The organism is Pseudomonas nicosulfuronedens (assembly GCF_005877905.1).
Classification (GTDB): domain Bacteria; phylum Pseudomonadota; class Gammaproteobacteria; order Pseudomonadales; family Pseudomonadaceae; genus Pseudomonas; species Pseudomonas nicosulfuronedens.
On the sequence record NZ_SWDV01000058.1, the window covers coordinates 1 to 20,153 of the forward strand.

Genomic DNA, 20,153 nt, shown 5'->3' on the forward strand with positions numbered 1-20,153 from the left:
GCGAGGACTCGCGCAGCGCGGCGGAAAAGATCCTCACCGCGCCCCCCTTCAAGAACAGCGAGAAGGTCACCAGCTGGCGCCTGCTCGGTGCGGAGGCGGCCTCTCCGGGGCTCTGTGAGAACCGTACTGATGGGCGCCACCCGCACATCGGATCCTCCCCTCCCGGAGTGCTCGTGGCCACTCGAGCCGGCATGATCTGTCCTGTCTGCTCCATGCTCGGCGAGTCGCACTTGGTAAAGGTCACATCAGCGGAAATGGAAGCCGCCACCGAGGCCTTCTTCAACGACGTCCCTAATACTCCGCAGACATACTTCACTGTCCAGGCCAAACTGAGTGAATGGGTGGAGTGGGAAGACAGCGGTACCGTCTTGGCCAGCCTGGTAGTTCGGCCATTAGCCAATTACCTACAGGCGCTGGGCAAGGACTTGGAGGCGAACAACCACCCAGGGCACCGCATCGACGGATTCCCCCTGAACCTGCTGCTGAGGGTCCACAACTTGGCGGAACATGGCAGTCAAATCCGCAAGGAGATCCTGGGCTGGTTAGAGACGGAGCGAGCTCTCCGACCGAGGAACCACTGGATGGACGCCATTACGGTCTCTGACGATGGCGAACTCAGATTCAACAACAAGCTACACACCCTTGCGGCGTGGCGTGGCAAGCAGGAAACGTACTTTAAGGCCGCTGCTGAAGGGTTCGACAAACTGAAGCGAGGCTTAGGGTTTGTCGCTCACTTTCAGACGAAGGAAGACGAGGTTGCTCTCACAGCGCCGGACACTGCGCGCTTGTTCCCGGCAAGGCCACTTGAGCGGCCAGTGAAGGAGCTCAAAGCAATTTCGTCCCAACTGGCGCTGTTAGTAGAGGCCCTGGAGGGGAAAGAGCTTGCGGAGGTTGCTGCTGCACTTCAAGCCGCCCTTCCTCGCCCACTCGAGCTGACCGGCGGGAAAGATCAGGCTCCGGCTCTTGAGAGTTCAATGGACAGATAACCAAGGCTGCATCTCCTCAGTGATCCTGGATGATGATCACCTTTACGCCAACGCCAACGCCACCCTGAAAGCCGACTTCTGAGGTGTTCGCTTTAGGTCGGGAGCTGCCCTCACCTGCGGCGGCTATCGGCCAGGAGCGGACATCCGCGCAGCCAGTAATCCGGCTGCTCAAACCGCTTGCGCGTCACCGCCGCTCACCCTCCCCGCTCTCCGCTCAAGGCGGAGACGAGGAGCAGGCGGCGTGCTACCAGGTCGATTTTCCCGATTCCGTGGGCTTCGTGCCCTCCTGTAGGGACTCTTGAATCGTGCAGTTTTTCGGAACAAGCCCTGTGTTGCTGGGCCCGCTGAATACACAGCTCCATGTCCCATCAGAAGCCTGCGTCCACACAATCGAGGCGGTAGGTTCGTTTCTGGCGCCCATTGAAGAGTCGCAATGAACACTGGACGTGATAGTCGTGACCTTGCAGCTATGGCGATTGCCATTCCCGGAGCCGATAGCCGTAACCGCGTTGGGGGCGATGTCGACAAGTTGCTGCCTGTGCTGAGCCAGACTGACAACCTCGGCACTCTGGACCTCTGCCTTGGGAATTTTCACCCGGTCCTCATCAAAGTCCCCTCTCTCCGCGTCACGGTGACAGGCGGCGCAATTCGCGGCACTGCCGATGCCCGGGCGCCTGAAGGTCGATGGGCTGACTTCATCGTGCTTCTTCAGGAACCAGCGCGTTTCCGTGATGCGCGGTGGGAAGCCCGGCCTCCCGCCCTCCACCGGCAGGCGGTTGTTCGTCGAAGCCTGGAGCAGGAAGTCGAGAATGACAGCCTCCGCTTCCGGGTCAAGGCTCGCGTCGCTGCCGTAATGGTCACCCAGATCTTTCATCTGCATCCTCCAGGCATCCGCGGGCAGCAACCCCGGCGAGTAGGCCAGATGGCACGCGGAACACTCTTCGCGCCACGCCTGCGGAGCGTCGGCGGAAAACGCCAGTCGTTTGGGCCGTTTGTAGCTTCCGTGTTTGCCTGTGCCGTGGTCGTCCGCATTGCAGCCGACAACCATCAGCATGGGGAGCAGTACCAACGGCAGCAGCATTCCTTTTCTGTTCATGGGCTGCGCTCCCGCTATTTCAGACTGCTGATCCAGGAAACGAAGTCGCCCTTTTCCTGGGCGCTGCATTCACGTCCGAACACATCGTTGCAGTTGCGCCGGAACCACTTCTCCACCTTCTTCACATCCGTGAAGCGCGCGGGTGCCGCGCTTGGCGCCAAGGGATCGATCTTGCGGAAGGTCAGCGTCTTCCCGGGTTTCAGCGGATCCTGGCCATGACAGGTGGTGCAACTCATGTTCTTGTCTTCGCGTAACTCTTCGCGGAAGTACAGAACCTTGCCGCGCTCCGCGGAAAAGCCGGAGAAACTCGGGTCATGCTGGCGAGCCTGGGCGGCGTAACCGTCAAGCAAGGCCGTCGGTTCGGCGGCCAGAGCAAGGCCGGAAAATGACGCGAACAGAATGGTGGCAATCAATGTGGACTGGCGCATGAGTATCCCCTTGGAAAAAGACACACAAAAACTATGGCCTTTTTCTTAATCCAAGCTGAAATACCGTGCTAGAGCGGTTCAGGAACAGTTAAGGATGTGCGCCTAGAACCCTTTCCTGATTAGAAAGGGAGTATCTGGCATGAATCCGTACAATCGGTTCCGTCTCTATCACTGGTCACTTGCTGCATTTTTCGTGGGGGCCTATCTCAGTGGCGATAGCGCTGAGACATTGCATGTCTGGCTGGGCTATGGGCTCATCGTCCTCTTGTGCATCCGACTGCTCGCCGCGCTCCGCACAACCAGCGGATTTCCTCGACTGCTCGTCTCACGGCGCACGACGACGGCCGCGAAAACGCGTTTCGGAAAGGGGCTGACAGCACTGCTGCTGGCTACGTTGGCGATGTGCTCGGCGCTGGGTTGGCTGATGATCGACAATGTAGACTTCATCAATGCGAGCAGTGCGGCAGACCTTTCGGACGCCTGGAAGCTGAGTGCACTCAACACCGAGGGCCTGCCCGGCGATCCGGCGGAAACGCACGAGTTTCTTGCCAACCTGGCGCTTGGGCTGGTCGCCGCCCACCTGGGATTCCTCCTGCTCTTCGCCCGCAAGCCCGCCTGGACGATGCTGACGACACGTCGCAGAAAGAATGCCCACGACGACCTGCTCGCACTGCGGGTCCGAGCTGTCCACGATGAAACCGTGGATAGCCGCTCCCTTGAACTGGTTCCCGCGGCTGCGGACCAATCACTGCCGAGTTATCGGGCCGGCCAGTACCTTCACCTCCGGGTGCCCTGCGGCGACCAGTTGTTGTGGCGGTGCTACTCACTCTCCAGTACGCCGGGGCTGGACGATTGCCTGCGGATCACGGTGAAGCGAGTCCCAGGCGGCCGGGTCTCGAACTGGCTCCAGGACGAACAGGTGGTGGGAATGACCTTGTTGGCGAAGCCGCCCATGGGAGCTTTCGTCTGCCCCAGCACCGCTAGGGATGTCCTGCTGTTGGCTGCTGGCAGTGGCATCACGCCTGTGTATTCGATATTGCGCGACCGCCTGGAAAACGGGCGTGGCCGCATTCGTTTGATCTACCTGAATCGATCTCCGGACTCCACAATTTTTGCCGAGCCGCTGCTGACCCTGGAGCATCGACATGCACAGCGCTTCACCCTGCAGAACCACTACACCCGGGAGAACGGACGTGCCGGGAGCGACGAATTGCTTCGACTCCTGCGTCAGTGGGCTGGCGAAGAGGTATTCATCTGCGGTGGCGCCGACTTCATGGACCAGGCCAGCGAATGCCTGCAGGAACTCGGGGCTCCTCTGCAGCGCATCCACAGGGAGCGCTTTACGGCGCCCAATCAATTCCTCCGGCCCGTGGGCGAGGCGACGCATCGCATCCAGGTCGAACTGAATGGGCAGTCGGTCCAGATGGACGGCTACGAGGGTGAAGCACTGCTGGACAGCATGGAGCGCGCCGACCTCCATCCCCCCACAGGATGCCGTAGCGGGCTTTGCGGAGCATGCCGGTGCAGAGTCGAAAGCGGTGAGGTGCGCCTGCGCAGCAACGAAGTGTTGAGCGATGCCGAGATCGAACAAGGCTGGACGTTGGCGTGCCAGGCGGAAGTCCGTGGAAAGTCAGTCCGGGTGCGGTTTTGACTGCACGACGAGAGGGGCGGCAAGCCCCTCCGATGTGCAGACTCAGGTATCTGCCTTGGGTCGGTAGCTGCCTCTCGCCAGAGGCAGCAAACGGCCAATATCTGGCACACCGCATCGGTGTCCGCGTATTACGCTTTCTGAGCGGTGACCGGTTCAGGGGAGAAAGCGGCTTCGCCTGGGGCTGGGCAGTCGTGGTGAGCTGCTTGGTTCTATTCGCTCCATTCGTAGCGTTCATTACCTGGCTGATTCATCGCAGTGCCCATTGAGCGAGCGTCCGTTTTGGGTCGGAAGCGGCCCTGAGATCGCATGCGATGCACCCTAGCCCTTCACTCATGTGGAGGACAAATCATGGCCACACCCGCAACGAAAGCTCGCGAACCTTGGAACAAGGGCAAACTGGTCGGCCAAAAAGCACCGCTACGACTTGGGGACATTTGGGCTATCAGAGTGCGACTTGAGATCGCAAACAAGGAACGTGATCTGGCGCTGTTCAACCTCGCTATCGACAGCAAGCTGCGAGCCTGTGATTTAACGAAGCTGCGCGTCAGAGACATAGCTCACGGCGATCATGTGTCGACGCGCGCGATGGTGATGCAGCAGAAGACCCAGCGACCGGTGCAGTTCGAAATCACTGCTCAGACGCGAGCATCGGTTGAAGCTTGGATCCTTGCCGCTCGCCGTCGCAACGACGATTTCCTTTTTCCCAGCCGTGTTCGACATTCAGCGCACATATCCACGAGGCAGTACGCCCGCATAGTGAAAGCTTGGGTAACGACAATCGGTCTCGACCCCACGCTCTACGGAACCCATACGCTTCGTAGAACCAAAGCATCGCTAATCTATCGCAGAACGAAGAATCTGCGGGCGGTTCAACTGCTTCTAGGCCATACGAAACTGGAGAGCACTGTTCGATACCTCGGGATTGAGGTGGACGACGCTCTAGAAATGGCGGAGCAGACTGAGGTTTGAACTATTCGCCACTTTGGCGCCGGATTTCGAGCCGGCGCCTTCTTGAGTCAGCTACCGACCCATAGCGGACTCTCGCAGTTGATTCGGTCTGGTCAAGAGTGAAGATGGGCTCGCCATTAAGTTGAGCGCCCGGACTTGCTCCGTGTCCTGACTTTGACGATGCGGTCTGTGCGTTCTTTAAACTGCCAAGCAGGACGCCACCAAGTCATTGAGGATGTCCACCAACTCAGGGTCCATGTAGTGGTAGTCATCAGGGATGTCTAGAACGTGAAGCCGCTTATGTTCCAGCAAGCGAGAGAACTCTGCCTGAAGGCGATTCAAATGCTTGCGTTCCATAACGAAAATAACATCAGCCCAGTGGATATCCACCGGGCTGATGGGCTTGCGGGCATTAGGGCTGGTTCCGGCTGAACGGGCGGCAAAACCGGGCCGGCGGCGCCAGATAGCCTCTGCCGTAGGACTACGCCATTGATTTCGGCTGCAGACGAAAAGGAGGTTGGTCACTCTTGATCCAGCAGTTGGCGAACGCTACGAATTGGATAACTCATGCCAAGCTGGCGGGCTCTAATCAGCTTGTCGGCTCGGGTATACAACAATTTCCAGTTCTTTTCTGGACGGGGTCGCAGCGGACGAGGCAATTTCTCAGCCGAATGCTTATTGGCCTGTGAGCGTCTCCAGGCGCGTGTTCTTTCCATGGTCATTTTCCTCGTTAATACCGGGTTCAGCAGCCGCGGCAATACGAGGTGAACCTATGGTAGGTGAGAATGCCGGCGTAGACCAGAGGTGCAAGAGCACCGTTGCTACACGCGGGGCGGATAGCGATCAGGTACTTGTTTGTTCACCTGCTGCCATAGTCCGCTCTTGGCCGGAAGCGGACAAATCCTGTCTAAGGAACGGCTGCATCAACCCGTTCGGCGTGCACGCCTGCTGTGCTGCGTTCATCCTGGCTGCGCCCCATCGTTGATGGTCTGTCGATGTCCGCCTGCACATTGACTCGCGGACTCTCATGCGAAGGTTCGTCGCTGGCATGGATCGTACCGGCCTGGGTGGCCACCGCAGCTGCGACGGCGACGGTCGGATTCATGCTGTCGACCATGGAGCTGGGGATGAGGATGGTGGTTCCGCGCTCCTTGGTGGTCTCGTAGATGATGTTCATTGCGCGCAACTGCAGGGCCGTAGGCTGACCGGCATAGATCGTGGCTGCTTCCACGAACCGTCCGGCGATTTCCGCTTCTGCGGAGCCCAGGATGATTCGCGCCTGCTTCTCGCGTTCGGCCTGCGCCTGGCGTGACATGGCGTCCTGCAATGCCACCGGGATGGCCACGTCGCGGATCTCCACCGAGCCGACGGTGACACCCCATTCCTGGGTCTTTTCACCAATCTCGCGGCACAACTGCTGATCGGAGCTGCGTCGATCGGATAGCAGCGCGGCCAGCATCGACGAGCCGATCATTTCCCGCAGAGAAGTCTGTGCTACTCGGTCGATGGCCTGCCGGTAGTCGGTGATAGCCAGTGCCGCTTTGCGGGCGTCGTGCACGTGCCAGAAGATGATGGCGTCGACGTTCACCGGCACTGTATCGCGGGTCAGTGCCTGCTCGGCATTGAACGCCGTGGTCTGGATTCGCTCGTCGATCACAGCGACGACGCTGTCCAGGACCGGAATGATCATGAACAGTCCGGGCCCGCGCACGCCTTGCAGGTTACCTGCGCGCAACACGACGAATTTCTGCCAGGTATTGGCCATCTTGAGGGACAGCGAGACGACCAGTGCGCACACCAGCACAACGATGCCCACAACCGAGTGGCCAAGGTAGATGAGGACGGCACCGATGGCCGTCAGAACCATGACGATGAAGAGGGTGATGGGGTTCATGGTGTCCTCCCGCATTCAAGCGCAACGCTCATTTGAAGATTGCGCCTGAGGCGTTCGTCTGTCTGTGCGCTAGACCACTGGAGCAATCCGCTGGGAAGGGTCCCGCGAGCACTGCCGGTATTTGTGAGGGGCTAAGCGCGCTTGCGTACCGACGCCAGGAGTTGCGACCTGCCATGGTTGCATTCCGTCAACACCGAGCTGGCCTGGCGTTTCGGTACGTCCTGGCGATCAGCAGTGATCGGCTCACCAGAGGTCGCCATGAAAAAACAACCGGGAACAGTTCCGGACAGCCCGTCGCCAGCCGGTGGGGGTGTCAGGCCCACACTGCCGGGCGGTGAATATGGCTCTCCCGCCGAGCGATATTCATTTCGAGATCGCGACAAGAAACAGCCGACGCTGCCGCCATCGGTTGATCCGGCTGAAGACCCATCACAGGCTCCGCACAAGTCTCCGGGCGATCCCTCGGAGGAGTAGTTCCCGCCGAGCGTGCGATGGCGCACGGAGGGCCATCCTGACGCTGTTGTCCGTCGGCTGCCCGAAGTCGGCCGCTGCGTCGTCATGTGCCAACTCAGACCAGGCTGATGTCCATGTGCGCACCGACTCCGGGCGCTCTTTCGATGACTTCGAAGGCGCGCAGGGTTTCGCGCGCCGAGTGGGTCTCGGCAAGCAGAACGACATTTCCTGGCAGGAGGGTGTACCCGAAGGGATGGTCGTCCTGGCTGACGTTCGCCGAAGCGCCGATTGCCGCGCCCGCCAGCCCTCCCACGACAGCACCCCAGCCCAGCAATTCGAGCAGCGGCGAGCCGCCGAAGAGGCCTGCTCCGGCGTTCGTCATGGCGATTGCGAGCAGCGCACTGACCAGCAGGCCGAACAGCGCCCCGACGGCAACGCCCTTGATGACCTGTCTGAAGGGGCGCCGCTTCGCGCGCAGGCGCCCGGAGGGCACCAGTTCCTGGTTGTCGAATATGCGCACTCGGTCCAGACGAATGCCTAACCCCAACAGGTCCTGTTTCGCGCAATCGGCCTGTGATCGTCGGGTGAACACACCTGAGACCTGATGGCAGTAGTGGGTCATAGTTGCTCTCCTGGAGTGCGACCTTTCGAACCAGTTTCCAGCATCCGCGAAGCCAAGGCGTCGGTCCGTCTGTTAACGCACGTACCGGTGCTCGTTATTGGGTGACCAGCGCAAGTGGGCTACCGCACCGACAACCTGGTGAAAGGTTGTCATTGTCGCTCCCTCCACACTCTGCATGGTGCAGGAGTGGGAAGCGCGGCGAGGCGACCATGAACCAGACAGGCAAGCAAGGCCCCCATGGCGGGGCCGCTGAACCCAAGGGGAAGACTCATCCGCAAGGCAGACGCAACGAAGCGCCGCGTCTGCCGGGCTCAGATAACTACTCCAATCCGAAGACCAGAGCGGAAGCGGTACTCCAGCAATCGCTGGAGGTCGATTCTGCTGGAAATCCGACCCATCGACCGGAGAAGGGCACGAAGCCCGGCCGCGCCGGAGATGTTAATGACCAGTGATGCGCCATCGATGGATGACTACAGAGAACGCAGTGTGGCGGCGGGTCTGCGGCGCCAATGGCGGCATGCGGTGATTCTCTGCAGGAGGGCATGGCGTCAGCTGTCCATGACGACACACCCTGTGCCGCAGGCCAATCGCCAGATCAGGGCGAAAGAAACGCCGGTGGTTCGGCGCAAGCCGCGTCGTTGATCGTGCAACTGCCGGTTACGATGGAGGTCACCAGAGTCCATGAGCAGATTGTCACTGATCGCTGCCGGGAAAATGCTCGACACCTGGCTTCCGGGATACTCATGCGCACTTTTTCGGTCCGACATGGGCTCCATCAGCCTTCAACTCATGTCCTTGCTGCAGGGGGAGGGGATTACGTTCGTTGGCATCGGCCAGCATTGCCTGCAAGGCGCGCAAGCGCTGAGAACGCTCAGTCAATCGTTGCAGGGAGAGCTGGCCCTCGTTTTCACCCCGCCTGCAGAGGAATCACAGGTTCCGGTACGCAGAGTTACCGAGGATGAGAGCCTGCACTTCGAGTGTCAGTAGCCGTCGATTGCATTCAGGGCTCCTCCTAACCACCTGGCGTCCTTCGTTCCAGGAGCGCACGAAGAGTGCCCTCGAGCGTTGCGAGGTCCCATGGCTTGGCCAGGAACGTCGAGTTCTCGGGCGGCTTTCTGCGCTCCGGCCCATTGAGTCCCGAGGTGATCACCACGGGCGTCGAGGGACAGTGCCGCAGAGAAAATCTGGCAACGTCGTAGCCGTCGAGCAGCCCGACCATCTGAATGTCGGTGATGATCAGATCGACCCGCGTGTCCGGCTGCTTCAGGTACTCGATTCCATCTTCGGCGCTGGAGAAGGCGGTGACCTGCGCGTCGAGAAGATTAGCCAGGATCTGCGTCATCAGAATGCGGACGGTCAGTTCGTCCTCCAGCAGGAGGATGTGCGGTGAAATACTGGCCATGTCGTTGTCATCCAGCCCAGGTTGCCAATGCTTGAAAGCTCCCGTGGGACAGGGAGCGCTCGGCTATGTGATCCTCTGCTGGTGTGCGAGCGCCCATCATGGCTTGCCTCCAGTATCCCCGAGCAAGCTCGGCGCCTGGTCCTCCGTACGGGCTGATGTGGCCGCGGTTTCCTTCGGCAACGTGGCCTCTATCTGATGCGGCGCCTCCACTCCCAGTTCCTCCAGCATGGGTAGCAACTCGGTGCAGAACTGCTGCAACTGGGTCTCGGAGAGCGCCGCAAAGCCATGGGCGAGGATGTAGCGGGCGATCACATCCTGCGGACTGTCCGGCGTGAACGCCGATTGCGCGATCAGATGGCGCAAGTCCTCGTAGAACCGTGCATTGATGTCGTTCGATTCCATGACAGTCACCTCTTCAGCGGACTAGGGAATTGCCCTGAGACGTATCGGCGCTCGGGGGCTGGACGTGCATTCGATGCATGGAACGGAACCAGCGTTTCCTGTGGGGGGGAGGCAATGACACAGGCCATTGATTAGACGACCTGCCTTTCATTGGAATAGTGCGATAAGAATGATCAATGCGCCTGGCAGGCACCGAGCTGAGCCTCAGGCTGCCCTTAAGTGCGCAACCGCACCGACGTCGTAGTCCTGGTCTGCGAAGGTTGGAGTCAGGCATGCCCCACCTCAGGAGCCTCCGGGTACCGACAGAGGGGGCTTTCTCTGTACGTGCCACCCTGGCGCTCGTGTCGACCTGCCAGGTTTCCGCCGCACTTCCGGAGCATTGCCATGATGTCGCTCCATTTCCGGGCCTTGCGCCGCGGCCGATCGAAGCCTCCCTGGGACAGTCTGGTACCGGTTCGCGAAGAACTCTTCGGCATCGAACGGCTCGAACAGCACGCGCAGAGCCTGGCCCTGGCACAACAAGTGACGGATACGCCAAGGCGTGTACTGCCGTTGCATGTGCGCCTGGATGACAACGCCCGTGTCCTGCTGGCTGCGTACCGGGCCAGCGCTGTCGAGTTGGAAAGGGGCAATGGTGTGGTACCGGCTGCCGAGTGGCTGCTGGACAATTACCACATCGTCGAAGAACAGATCCGTGAGGTCCGCGACGACCTGCCGCCTGGCTACTACCGGCAGTTGCCCAAGCTCGCCGATGGACCGTTCGCCGGCTACCCGCGGGTCTTCGGCCTGGCCTGGGCCTTCGTGGCGCACACCGACAGCCACCTCGATGTGGAACTGCTGCAGCGCTTCATCCATGCCTACCAGCGAGTCCAGCCACTGACCATTGGCGAACTGTGGGCGGTGGCGATCACCCTGCGCATCGTCCTGATCGAGAACCTGCGGCGCCTGGCTGAACAGATCAGCGCCGGCCGTATAGCCCGTGCCGATGCCGATGCCCTTGCCGAGCGCCTGCTCTCGCCAGGGCACGCTCGCTCGGCGCTGGAGGCGGATATCGCCGCGCGCTCGACCGGTCCGCTTTCCGAGGTGTTCTCCGCCCAACTGGCCAAACGCATGCGCGACCAGGACCCGCGCACGACACCGACACTGGGTTGGCTCGAAGAGCGCCTGCACGAACAGGGCGTCAGTGTCGAGGTGGCGGTCCAGCATGCGCAGCAGCGCCTGGGCGCCTCCAATGTCACAGTGCGCAATGTGATCACCAGCATGCGCCTGATCTCCGATATCGACTGGGCGCAGCTGTTCGAGAATGTCAGTCTGGTCGACGCGCGGCTGCGCGACGGCAGCAACTTCGCTGCCATGGACTTTCCCACTCGTAATCTCTATCGCAGCGCCATCGAACAGTTGGCGCGCGGCTCGTGCCTGGATGAGCTCCAGGTGGTCGATCACGCCCTGGAGGCTTGCCGTCAGGCTGTTGCCGACCATCCGGAAGGCGAAGGCCCCCGCCGTGAATTCGATCCCGGATTTCATCTGATCGCTGAAGGCCGCCCGATGCTGGAGCGCGCTATCGGCTTCAGCCCGACGCTGCACCTGCGCCTGAATCGCTTCAGCGTGCACCTGGGCATGGGCGGCTACATCGGTGCCATCGGCCTGCTCAGCCTGGTGCTGCTGGGGTTCGTATCCCATCTACTGAGTCAGTCTGCGCCTTCCTGGGGCTGGATGCTGGCCTTCCTGGCCTGCCTTTGCGTTCCGGTGACCGAAGTGGCCACGGCACTCATCAACCGCTTGGTGACCTGGAGCTTTGGCGCGATCATGCTGCCTGCGCTGGAACTCCTGGCCGGCGTGCCACAGGCGTTGCGCACCGTTGTGGCGGTGCCGACCTTGCTGACCACCGAGGCCGATCTGCTGGAGCAGATCGAGCGGCTGGAGGTCCACCATCTGGCGGGTATCGGCGGTGACCTGACCTTCGTGCTGATTCTCGATGGCGTCGACGCGCCACAGGAGGTCCTGCCCAGTGATGCTCCGCTGCTCGCTGTTGCGGCTGCGGCCATCGACCGCCTGAATCGGCATTACGGCCAGGGGCCCGGCGGCCAGCGCTTCTTCGTGTTGTTTCGCAGGCGCTGCTTCAACCCTGCCGAGGGCTGTTGGATGGGCTGGGAGCGCAAGCGCGGAAAGTTGCATGAACTGAACCGGCTGTTGCGCGGCGCCACCGATACCAGCTTCGTGGCGATTGCCGGAGAGCCGCCGCGAGTGCCGAGCGAGGTACGCTTGGTCATCACCCTCGACGCCGATACTCGCCTGCCCCGCGAGGCGGCCCTGCGCCTTATCGGCAAGATGGGCCACCCGCTGAACCAGCCGCGCTTCGATGCCCTGCGGCAGCGAGTGATCAACGGCCACGCGGTACTCCAGCCGCGGGTGACGCCATCGCTGCCGATGGGCGGGGAGGGCTCGTTGTACCAGCGCGTCTTTTCCGGCCCGGCAGGCATGGACCCCTACGCGGCGGCGGTGTCGGACGTTTATCAGGATCTGTTCGGCGAAGGCTCCTTCACCGGCAAGGGGATTTATGACGTCGATGCCTTCGAGCGCGCGATGGCCGGCCGGGTCGCGGACAATCGACTGCTCAGCCATGATCTCTTCGAGGGCATCTTCGCCCGCGCAGGGCTGGCGTCGGATGTCGAGGTCGTCGAAGAGTCGCCGTCGCGCTTCGATGTGGCGAGCAGGCGCATGCACCGCTGGACCCGCGGCGACTGGCAGCTATTGCCGTGGATGCTCGGCCACTGGCGCGGGCCGCAGGCGATGCCGTTGATCGGCCGCTGCAAGATGCTCGACAACCTGCGCCGGTCGTTGGTCGTGCCCTTCGCCCTGGCCAGCCTGCTGCTCTGCTGGTGGCTGCCATTGCCGCAGGCACTGCTGGCCGCGACGTTGGTCATTCTGACCCAGGCGATCCCGCCGTTACTGCCGATCTACTGCGCGTTGCTGCCAGCGCGCTCGGGTGTTCGATTACGCAGCCACTTCGCCATGCTCGGCGCCGACTTCCGTCGTGCGTTGCTGCAGATCCTGCTGTCGCTGGCCTTCCTGGCAAACGATGCCTGGAGCATGGTCGATGCCATCCTGCGCACGCTTTGGCGGATGTACGTCAGCCAGCGCAACCTGCTGGAGTGGACCACTGCCGCACAGTCCTCACGCAAGCCGCGCCCCGGCTGGCTCGGCAGCTATCGGCAGATGGCCGGTGGGACGGCCCTCGCCGCATCGGCCGGCATCACCGGGTTGGCATTGCAGCCGGCGAACTGGTTGCTGATCCTGCCATTGACCCTGCTCTGGTTGAGCGCGCCTCTGCTCGCGTTCTACAGCAGCAGGCCCACGCAGCCGTCGCGTCGTTCGGGCCTGGAGGAGGATGACGCAACCGCACTGCGCCTGTGCGCACGGCGGACCTGGCGCTTCTTCGAGACCTTCGTCACGCCGGCGGACAATCTGCTGCCGCCGGACAACTTCCAGGAGCAGCCCAGGCCTGTGCTGGCTCACCGCACCTCACCTACCAATATCGGCCTCTACCTGCTGTCCGCGGTGTCCGCTCGCGATTTCGGCTGGGCCGGCGGCCTGCAGACGCTGGAGCGCCTGGAAGGCACCCTGGCTGTGCTGGAGAAGCTGCCGCGCAGCCACGGCCATTTCTTCAACTGGTACGGAACCCGCGACCTGCGAGCCCTCGAGCCGAGGTACCTGTCCTCGGTGGACAGCGGCAACCTGGCTGGGCACCTGATCGTGCTGGCCAACGCGTGCGAGGAGTGGCGCGCCAGCCCGCTGGTGGAGGAAGCCCGCCAGGGCCTGCTCGACACCCTGCACCTGGCACGGCAAGCCGTCGCAGCGCTGCCGCTGGCTGAAGATGTCGCGTTGCTGCAGGTGAAGGACGACATGCGGGAGATTCACCGGGCCCTCACCGGCCCACAGTCGCTCGACGCCTTGCTGCCCGCCCTTGGGCACCGCGCGGAAAAGGCCGTGCGTTGCGTCGCGGGCCTCGCGCCGGCTGGCGAGGAGGGCGGCGACCTGTCGTTCTGGTTCGACGCACTGCGCAGGGCCTTCGCCGAGCACAGCCGAGACCGACGGTATGGCGATGAAAAGGCATTGGCCCGACGCCTTCAGGCCCTGGCCGATACGGCGCGCCGGCTGGCTCTGGAGATGGATTTCGGTTTCCTGCTCAACCAGGAGCGTAAGCTGCTGTCCATCGGCTATTGCGTGGACGACAACCGCCTGGACCCCAGTTGCTACGACCTGCTGGCCTCCGAGGCGCGCCTGGCCAGCCTGTTCGCCATCGCCAAGGGCGACCTGCCGACCCGCCACTGGTTCCGCCTGGGCCGCACGGCCACGCCGGTGCCCGGTGGCTCGGCGCTGATCTCCTGGTCCGGCTCGATGTTCGAGTACCTGATGCCCTCGCTGGTCATGCGGGCGCCGGCCGGCAGCCTGCTGGAACAGACCAACCGCCTTGTCGTGGCGCGGCAGCAGGCCTACGGCGCCGCACTGGGCATCCCCTGGGGCATCTCCGAATCGGCCTACAACGCCCGCGATCTGGAATTCACCTACCAGTATTCGAACTTCGGCGTGCCGGGTCTTGGTCTCAAACGCGGGTTGGCCGAGAACGTTGTCATCGCGCCCTATGCCACGGCGCTGGCGACCATGGTCGATGCGCAAGGGGCGCAGCGCAATTTCGATCACTTGACGGCTCTCGGTGCGCTCGGCCGCTATGGCTTCTACGAGGCTCTGGACTTCACCCGCTCACGCCTGCAGGACGGGGAAAGCGTCGCCATCGTTTGCAGTTTCATGGCCCACCACCAGGGCATGAGCATCGTTGCCATCGCCAATACCCTGCAGCACGGGCGCATGCGCTGCCGCCTGCATCGCGAGCCGATGATCCAGGCCAGCGAACTGCTGTTGCAGGAGCGCGTCCCGCGCGATGTGGCGCTGGGGCATCCCCGCGCCGAGGAGGTTACGGTAGCGCCCAGCGACACCATTGCCGATGCGTCCACGCTGCGCCGAGTGGATGCAATGCACGATGGGCCGCCGATCACTCATCTGCTGTCCAACGGCCGCTACGCATTGATGCTGACTGCCAGCGGTGGCGGCTACAGCCGCTGGGGAGATATCGCAGTGACGCGCTGGCGCGAGGATGCCACCTGCGACGACTGGGGCAGTTTCATCTTCCTGCGCGACCTGCAGAGCGGCGCACTGTGGTCGGCCACGGCGCAGCCTGGCGGACAACCGGTTGAGAATGGCGAGGTACTGTTCGACGAGGACCACGCCGAGTTCATCCAGCGCGACGCCGCGCTGCTGACCAGCCTGGAAGTACTGGTGTCCGGAGAGGACGATGGCGAGGTGCGGCGGGTGTCGCTGACCAATCATGGTCGCGGTGCACGCGAAATCGAACTGACTTCCTATGCCGAAGTGGTGCTGGCAACGCCGGCAGCCGATGGCGCGCATCCGGTGTTCTCGCGGATGTTCGTACAGACAGAATACCTTGCCGAGTTCGGCGCCCTGGTCGCCACGCGACGCCTGCGTTCGCCGGACGATCCGTCGATCTGGGCGGCCCATTTCGCAGTGGTCGAGGGCGAGGTGATCGGCGAGACGCAGTATGAGTCCGACCGCGCCCGCTTCCTCGGCCGTGGCCGAACCCTGCGGGAGGCGCAGGCAGTTCTGGGCCACCGTGCCCTGGACAACTCCCAGGGCAGCGTGCTCGATCCGATTTTCTCCCTCCGCCTGCGCCTGCGGGTGGCGCCCGGCAAGGTTGCACGGGTGGCATTCTGGACACTGGTAGCCAGTACCCGGGAAGCCTTGCTTGACCTGATCGACAAACACCATGAACGCAACGCTTTCGAACGCGCCAAGACCCTGGCCTGGACCCAGGCCCAGGTGGAATTGCGCGACCTGGGTATCGATGCCGAGGAGGCCGCCGATTTCCAGCGCTTGGCGGCGCCGATTCTCTATGCGGATTATCGCTGGAGGGCACCGCAGGAAGCCCTCCGGCGCGGCGCAGGGCGCCAGTCCGGGCTCTGGCCGCTGGCGATTTCCGGAGATTTGCCGATCGTCCTGTTGCGCATCGACGAAATCGACGATCTCTCGCTGCTGCGGCAGCTCCTGCGCGCCCGCGAGTACTGGCGGATGAAGGGCCTGGACGTTGACCTGGTGATCGTCAACGAACGAGCATCGTCCTATGTCCAGGATCTGCAGACCGCCATCGAAACCGCCGTACGCAGCAGCCCCACGCGTCAACGCAGCGAGGGCCATGCCTCGCGCGGCGCCGTGTACACCTTGCGCGCCGACCTGATGACCGTGGAGGCACGGGAACTGCTGAACGCCGTGGCGCGGGTCAACCTGCTGGCGCGCCGCGGCTCCATCGCTGCCCACCTGGGGCGTCTGCCGCTGGCCAAGCCGCGGCCGTCTGCCGCTCGGCATGCACCGGCGGCCTTGCCGCTGCTGCCCGCGACCGAGGGAACGAGCAGTGATGAGCCGCTGGAGTTTTTCAACGGGCTGGGCGGCTTTGCGCTGGGCGGGCGCGAGTACCACATCATTCTGAACAATGGCCACACGACCCCGGCGCCGTGGATCAATGTGATCGCCAATCCAGCGTTCGGCTTCCAGGTCTCGGCGCAAGGCAGCGGCTACACCTGGGCCGGCAACAGCCGGGACAATCAGCTCAGTCCCTGGTCCAACGACCCGGTCATCGATCCTGCAGGTGAGGCTTTCTACCTGCGCGACGAAGACAGTCTGGCATTGTGGGGCGTTACCGCCCGGCCGATCCGCGACGCAGGCTTGTACCGCGCCGCCCATGGTTTCGGCTACAGCCGGTTCAGCCACACGGCCCACGGTATCGAAGCGCAGCTGCTGCAGTACGTGCCGCTGGATGACCCGCTGAAGATATCGCGGCTCACACTGCGCAATACCTCCGGCCGGCCGCGCCGGCTATCGGTGACGGCTTACGTGGAATGGGTACTGGGTACCGCGCGCGGAGCCTGCGCCCCTTTCATCCTGACTGGGGTGGATGTCGACAGCGGCGCGCTACTGGCACGTAACCCGTGGAGCATCGCTTATTCTGAGCGGCTGGCTTTCGCCGACCTGGGCGGGCGGCAGAGCAGCTGGACCGCCGATCGCGGCGAATTCATCGGCCCTGCCGGTAGCCTGTCGGCTCCTCGGGCGCTGCTCGGCGCCGCGGCGTTGTCGGGCGCCACCGGCGCTGGCTTCGATCCTTGCGCTGCCCTGCAATGCATCGTCGAGCTGGGTGTCGGCGAGTCCGTGGAAGTGCTGGCGTTGCTGGGGCAAGCCGGATCGGACGAAGAGGTTCGTGGTCTCGTGGAGCGATATCGCAGCATCGATCTCGATGCGGTATTGGCCGATGTGACGCGGTACTGGCAGCAGCGGCTGGGCGCAGTCCAGGTGCGCACGCCTGATCGCGCCATGGACCTGATGCTCAACGGCTGGTTGCTCTACCAGACGCTGGCGTGCCGCATCCATTCCCGTTCGGCGTTCTACCAGGCCAGCGGTGCTTATGGTTTCCGTGACCAGTTGCAGGATGGTCTGGCGCTGTCTTTCGCCTGCCCAGAGCTGACCCGCCATCATCTGCTGCGGGCCGCCGGGCGCCAGTTCGTCGAGGGCGATGTGCAGCACTGGTGGCTGGAACAGACGGGGCAGGGAGTGCGCACGCGAATCTCCGATGACCGGGTCTGGTTGGCCTATGCCTGTGCCAGCTATATCGAGTCATCCGCGGACCTTGCGGTGCTCGACGAAATGCTGCCTTTCCTCGAAGGGCCACAGCTGCATCCTGGCGAGAGCGATACGTTTTTCCAGCCGATGCTTGCGGAGGAGAGCGCCTCGCTGTTCGAGCACTGCGCTCGGGGCCTGGACCAGTGCCTGGAGATGACCGGCGCCCTCGGCCTGCCACTGATGGGGAGCGGAGACTGGAACGACGGAATGAACCGTGTGGGCCTCGGCGGGCAGGGCCAAAGTGTGTGGCTCGGCTGGTTGCTGTTGCATACCCTGGAGCGCTTCGGTGCTCTGGCCGAGGGGCGTGATGAGGTGCGGTGCGTGCGCTGGCGGAAACATTCGGCGGCGCTGCAGCTGGCCTTGGAGGAGCATGGCTGGGATGGCCAGTGGTATCGCCGAGCGACTTTCGACGACGGCACCTGGCTCGGTTCAGCGGCCAGCGACGAATGCCGGATCGATTCCATCGCCCAGTCCTGGGCGGTGCTCTGTGGCGGCGCGAATCCCGAGCGCGCAGCCACTGCCATGGCTTCGCTGGAGCGCTGGTTGATCCGTCAGGATGAGGGGTTGGCCTTGCTGTTCACTCCACCCTTCGATCAATCGCCGCGCGATCCTGGCTACATCAAGGGATATCCGCCGGGCCTGCGCGAGAACGGCGGGCAATACAGTCATGCGGCGATGTGGAGCATCCTGGCGTTTGCCCGTCTCGGTGAGGGCGACAAGGCGGCCGGGCTGTTCTCCCTGCTCAACCCGATCAACCATGCACGTACCGCAACAGCGGTGGAGTGTTACAGGATCGAACCCTATGTCGTCGCGGCCGACGTCTATTCCGTTGAACCCCATGTCGGGCGTGGTGGCTGGAGCTGGTACACCGGCTCCGCTGGCTGGATGTACCGTGCGGGGGTGGAAGGGATTCTGGGGCTCCGGCGCGAGGGTGCAAGTCTGCTCATCGATCCGTGTATTCCGCTGGACTGGCCGGGGTTCGACGCCAGCGTGACGGTGGATGGTTGCCATTACAGCATCGTCGTGGCCTCGGCCGGGACGCACTGCCATGGCATCCAGCGCGCGCTTCTGGATGGCCTTTCACTGGTCTGCGGCGAAAGCCCGGTGCGGGTGCCGCTGGCGGTTGGCGAGCATCGCCTTGAGCTGTTCCTGTAAAATCGTGTCACTCCGCCGCATGGCCTGGACGACGGGGGACGTAGGGTAGCAAGCGGTCGGTTTCCGCCTTCACCACCGCGTAACACTCGCAGCTCAATGCCTCCAGGCGCGGGCGGTCCAGCACGGTGATCCGCCCCCGGCTGTACTCGATCACACCTTGCTTCTGCAGTTTGCCGGCCGCTTCTGTGACGCCCTCTCGCCGTACACCGAGCATGTTGGCGATGAGCTCCTGGGTCATGATCAGCTGGTTGCCGGGCAGGCGATCGAGGGACAGCAGCAGCCAGCGGCAGAGTTGCTGATCGATGGAGTGATGGCGGTTGCAGACTGCCGTCTGGGCCATCTGAGTGATCAATGCCTGGGTATAGCGGAGCAACAACATGAGCATGTCGCCGTGGCGACTGAACTCGTCCTTCATCCGTTGCCCCGCGAGCCGGTAAACGCTGCCGGCGCTTTGCACGATAGCGCGGCTGGGGGTGCTCTCGCCGCCCATGAAGACGGCTATACCGACCAGCCCCTCGTTACCGACCACGGATATCTCGGCCGATGCACCACTTTCCATCACGTACAAAAGCGAAATGATGGAGTCGGTAGGGAAGAACACGTAACGCATCGCATCACCGGGTTCGTAGATCACCTTGCCCAGTTCCAGGCGTTGCAGCTCCAGATGGGGGAAGAGGCGTTCCTGAACCTCTCGGGGGAGTGCGGCCAGTAAATGGTTCTGCGCGGGGGAGGGAGTCTCTCGCATGGCGGCCTCCTCACGGGGCGTATCGCGACTATTCAAGCATACAATTTCAGGCCTTTGCCGGTGGTGCAAAGTTCCCTATCGCACAGACCGGGCTCCTATTTGCGCGCAGCCTGGAGCTTGCGGCGGCGGATGCTGATCTGGCGCCTTGTACGACCCTGTCATCACATCGTTCCAGGGTGGGCGTGAACATTGAAGATCGCGATTCCTGCGGTATTTACGAGCCATAACGGCATAGTCGCCGATGACCATTCCTGCCCCGGCCGGGCGCGGATAGGCTCATCGGGAGTGACAACTGCAACTCCGAGGACGAAGACCTTGGCGGCCTCAAGGAAATCGTGCTGGATTCGCAAAGTGGGCAAGTTGCCTGCGCCGGGCTGTCATTCGGCGGAATCCTGGAGATGGGAGAAAAACTGTTTGCAGTTCCATGGAGGCGGGATACGGCGAACAAGCGCTTCGTGCTTGACGTCGACCTGGACCGCCTGAGCAGCGCGCCGGGGTTCGACTAGGATAATTGGCAGGACATGCAGCATTCGACATTGGGCGGGAAATACCTAATCATTATCATTATGAAGCCGCGCCAGTCGAAGCTCCCAGCTTCTGATTGATTGTGCCTGGCCGTGCCCTGCCTTTT

15 protein-coding genes are annotated in these 20,153 nt (G+C 62.8%); 6 read left to right on the plus strand and 9 right to left on the minus strand.

Annotation, left to right across the window (positions count from 1 at the left end; translation table 11 throughout):
- Positions 1 to 986, plus strand: a 986-nt coding sequence (locus FAS41_RS28930) for a hypothetical protein (protein ID WP_138526730.1), incomplete at its 5' end; no start/stop codon positions are given.
- A 244-nt stretch (positions 987 to 1,230) separates the two neighbouring features.
- Here FAS41_RS28930 and FAS41_RS28935 read toward each other — a convergent pair.
- Together FAS41_RS28935 and FAS41_RS28940 are read right to left on the minus strand one after the other, a co-directional pair.
- On the minus strand, positions 1,231 to 2,082 hold the full coding sequence (locus FAS41_RS28935) for a diheme cytochrome c (RefSeq protein ID WP_171049574.1): 852 nt from the start codon (positions 2,080 to 2,082) through the stop codon (positions 1,231 to 1,233).
- A 14-nt stretch (positions 2,083 to 2,096) separates the two neighbouring features.
- Complete coding sequence (locus tag FAS41_RS28940; protein WP_138526731.1) at positions 2,097 to 2,510, minus strand: DUF1924 domain-containing protein; 414 nt, start codon at positions 2,508 to 2,510, stop codon at positions 2,097 to 2,099.
- Between the two features lie 139 nt (positions 2,511 to 2,649).
- Here FAS41_RS28940 and FAS41_RS28945 point away from each other — a divergent pair, with 139 nt between their 5' ends.
- Positions 2,650 to 4,161, plus strand: coding sequence for a 2Fe-2S iron-sulfur cluster-binding protein (locus FAS41_RS28945; RefSeq protein WP_138526732.1), 1,512 nt, complete (start codon positions 2,650 to 2,652; stop codon positions 4,159 to 4,161).
- A 348-nt stretch (positions 4,162 to 4,509) separates the two neighbouring features.
- Positions 4,510 to 5,130 (plus strand): tyrosine-type recombinase/integrase, encoded by a 621-nt coding sequence (locus FAS41_RS28955; RefSeq protein WP_138526733.1) that lies wholly within the window; start codon positions 4,510 to 4,512, stop codon positions 5,128 to 5,130.
- A 177-nt stretch (positions 5,131 to 5,307) separates the two neighbouring features.
- Here the strand turns inward: FAS41_RS28955 and FAS41_RS28960 are convergent, their stop codons facing one another.
- From FAS41_RS28960 to FAS41_RS28975, 4 genes are all read right to left on the minus strand, one after another.
- Positions 5,308 to 5,634, minus strand: a complete 327-nt coding sequence (locus tag FAS41_RS28960) for a low molecular weight protein tyrosine phosphatase family protein (protein WP_138526734.1) — start codon at positions 5,632 to 5,634, stop codon at positions 5,308 to 5,310.
- Positions 5,631 to 5,825 carry a hypothetical protein gene (locus FAS41_RS31245; RefSeq protein WP_138526735.1) on the minus strand — a complete coding sequence of 65 codons (195 nt, stop codon included), beginning with the start codon at positions 5,823 to 5,825 and terminating at the stop codon, positions 5,631 to 5,633. The genes FAS41_RS28960 and FAS41_RS31245 overlap by 4 nt, the downstream gene beginning before the upstream one ends.
- A 191-nt stretch (positions 5,826 to 6,016) precedes the next feature.
- Entirely contained in the window at positions 6,017 to 7,003 is a 987-nt protein-coding gene (locus FAS41_RS28970; protein ID WP_138526736.1) for a slipin family protein, read from the minus strand.
- A 568-nt stretch (positions 7,004 to 7,571) separates the two neighbouring features.
- On the minus strand, positions 7,572 to 8,078 hold the full coding sequence (locus tag FAS41_RS28975) for a hypothetical protein (RefSeq protein ID WP_138526737.1): 507 nt from the start codon (positions 8,076 to 8,078) through the stop codon (positions 7,572 to 7,574).
- A 209-nt stretch (positions 8,079 to 8,287) separates the two neighbouring features.
- Between FAS41_RS28975 and FAS41_RS28980 the strand changes: the two genes are divergently transcribed.
- The gene (locus tag FAS41_RS28980) at positions 8,288 to 8,530 is read left to right on the plus strand and encodes a hypothetical protein (RefSeq protein WP_138526738.1); all 243 of its coding nucleotides are present in this window, start codon (positions 8,288 to 8,290) and stop codon (positions 8,528 to 8,530) included.
- 560 nt (positions 8,531 to 9,090) lie between these two features.
- Here the strand turns inward: FAS41_RS28980 and FAS41_RS28985 are convergent.
- Both FAS41_RS28985 and FAS41_RS28990 read right to left on the minus strand, forming a co-directional pair.
- Positions 9,091 to 9,480 (minus strand): response regulator, encoded by a 390-nt coding sequence (locus FAS41_RS28985; protein ID WP_138526739.1) that lies wholly within the window; start codon positions 9,478 to 9,480, stop codon positions 9,091 to 9,093.
- 96 nt (positions 9,481 to 9,576) lie between these two features.
- A complete protein-coding gene (locus tag FAS41_RS28990; RefSeq protein ID WP_138526740.1) occupies positions 9,577 to 9,882 on the minus strand; it encodes a hypothetical protein in 306 nt (101 codons plus the stop codon).
- A gap of 384 nt (positions 9,883 to 10,266) precedes the next feature.
- Between FAS41_RS28990 and FAS41_RS28995 the strand changes: the two genes are divergently transcribed.
- A complete protein-coding gene (locus tag FAS41_RS28995) occupies positions 10,267 to 18,777 on the plus strand; it encodes a glycoside hydrolase family 94 protein (protein ID WP_218939141.1) in 8,511 nt (2,836 codons plus the stop codon).
- A gap of 7 nt (positions 18,778 to 18,784) precedes the next feature.
- Here FAS41_RS28995 and FAS41_RS29000 read toward each other — a convergent pair whose 3' ends face one another.
- A complete protein-coding gene (locus FAS41_RS29000) occupies positions 18,785 to 19,522 on the minus strand; it encodes a Crp/Fnr family transcriptional regulator (RefSeq protein WP_045217844.1) in 738 nt (245 codons plus the stop codon).
- A gap of 278 nt (positions 19,523 to 19,800) precedes the next feature.
- Here FAS41_RS29000 and FAS41_RS29005 point away from each other — a divergent pair, with 278 nt between their 5' ends.
- Positions 19,801 to 20,028 (plus strand): PRC-barrel domain-containing protein, encoded by a 228-nt coding sequence (locus tag FAS41_RS29005; RefSeq protein WP_281286833.1) that lies wholly within the window; start codon positions 19,801 to 19,803, stop codon positions 20,026 to 20,028.
- Positions 20,029 to 20,153 lie beyond the last annotated feature (125 nt).

Bases quoted from the DNA above. Each gene is read 5' to 3' on its own strand.
- FAS41_RS28945 (WP_138526732.1), top strand. From the start codon at position 2,650: ATGAATCCGTACAATCGGTTCCGTCTCTATCACTGGTCACTTGCTGCA.
- FAS41_RS28955 (WP_138526733.1), top strand. From the start codon at position 4,510: ATGGCCACACCCGCAACGAAAGCTCGCGAACCTTGGAACAAGGGCAAA.
- FAS41_RS31245 (WP_138526735.1), bottom strand. From the start codon at position 5,825: ATGGAAAGAACACGCGCCTGGAGACGCTCACAGGCCAATAAGCATTCG.
- FAS41_RS28940 (WP_138526731.1), bottom strand. From the start codon at position 2,510: ATGCGCCAGTCCACATTGATTGCCACCATTCTGTTCGCGTCATTTTCC.
- FAS41_RS28975 (WP_138526737.1), bottom strand. From the start codon at position 8,078: ATGACCCACTACTGCCATCAGGTCTCAGGTGTGTTCACCCGACGATCA.
- FAS41_RS28935 (WP_171049574.1), bottom strand. From the start codon at position 2,082: ATGAACAGAAAAGGAATGCTGCTGCCGTTGGTACTGCTCCCCATGCTG.
- FAS41_RS29000 (WP_045217844.1), bottom strand. From the start codon at position 19,522: ATGCGAGAGACTCCCTCCCCCGCGCAGAACCATTTACTGGCCGCACTC.
- FAS41_RS28970 (WP_138526736.1), bottom strand. From the start codon at position 7,003: ATGAACCCCATCACCCTCTTCATCGTCATGGTTCTGACGGCCATCGGT.
- FAS41_RS28995 (WP_218939141.1), top strand. From the start codon at position 10,267: ATGATGTCGCTCCATTTCCGGGCCTTGCGCCGCGGCCGATCGAAGCCT.
- FAS41_RS28985 (WP_138526739.1), bottom strand. From the start codon at position 9,480: ATGGCCAGTATTTCACCGCACATCCTCCTGCTGGAGGACGAACTGACC.
- FAS41_RS28980 (WP_138526738.1), top strand. From the start codon at position 8,288: ATGAACCAGACAGGCAAGCAAGGCCCCCATGGCGGGGCCGCTGAACCC.
- FAS41_RS28990 (WP_138526740.1), bottom strand. From the start codon at position 9,882: ATGGAATCGAACGACATCAATGCACGGTTCTACGAGGACTTGCGCCAT.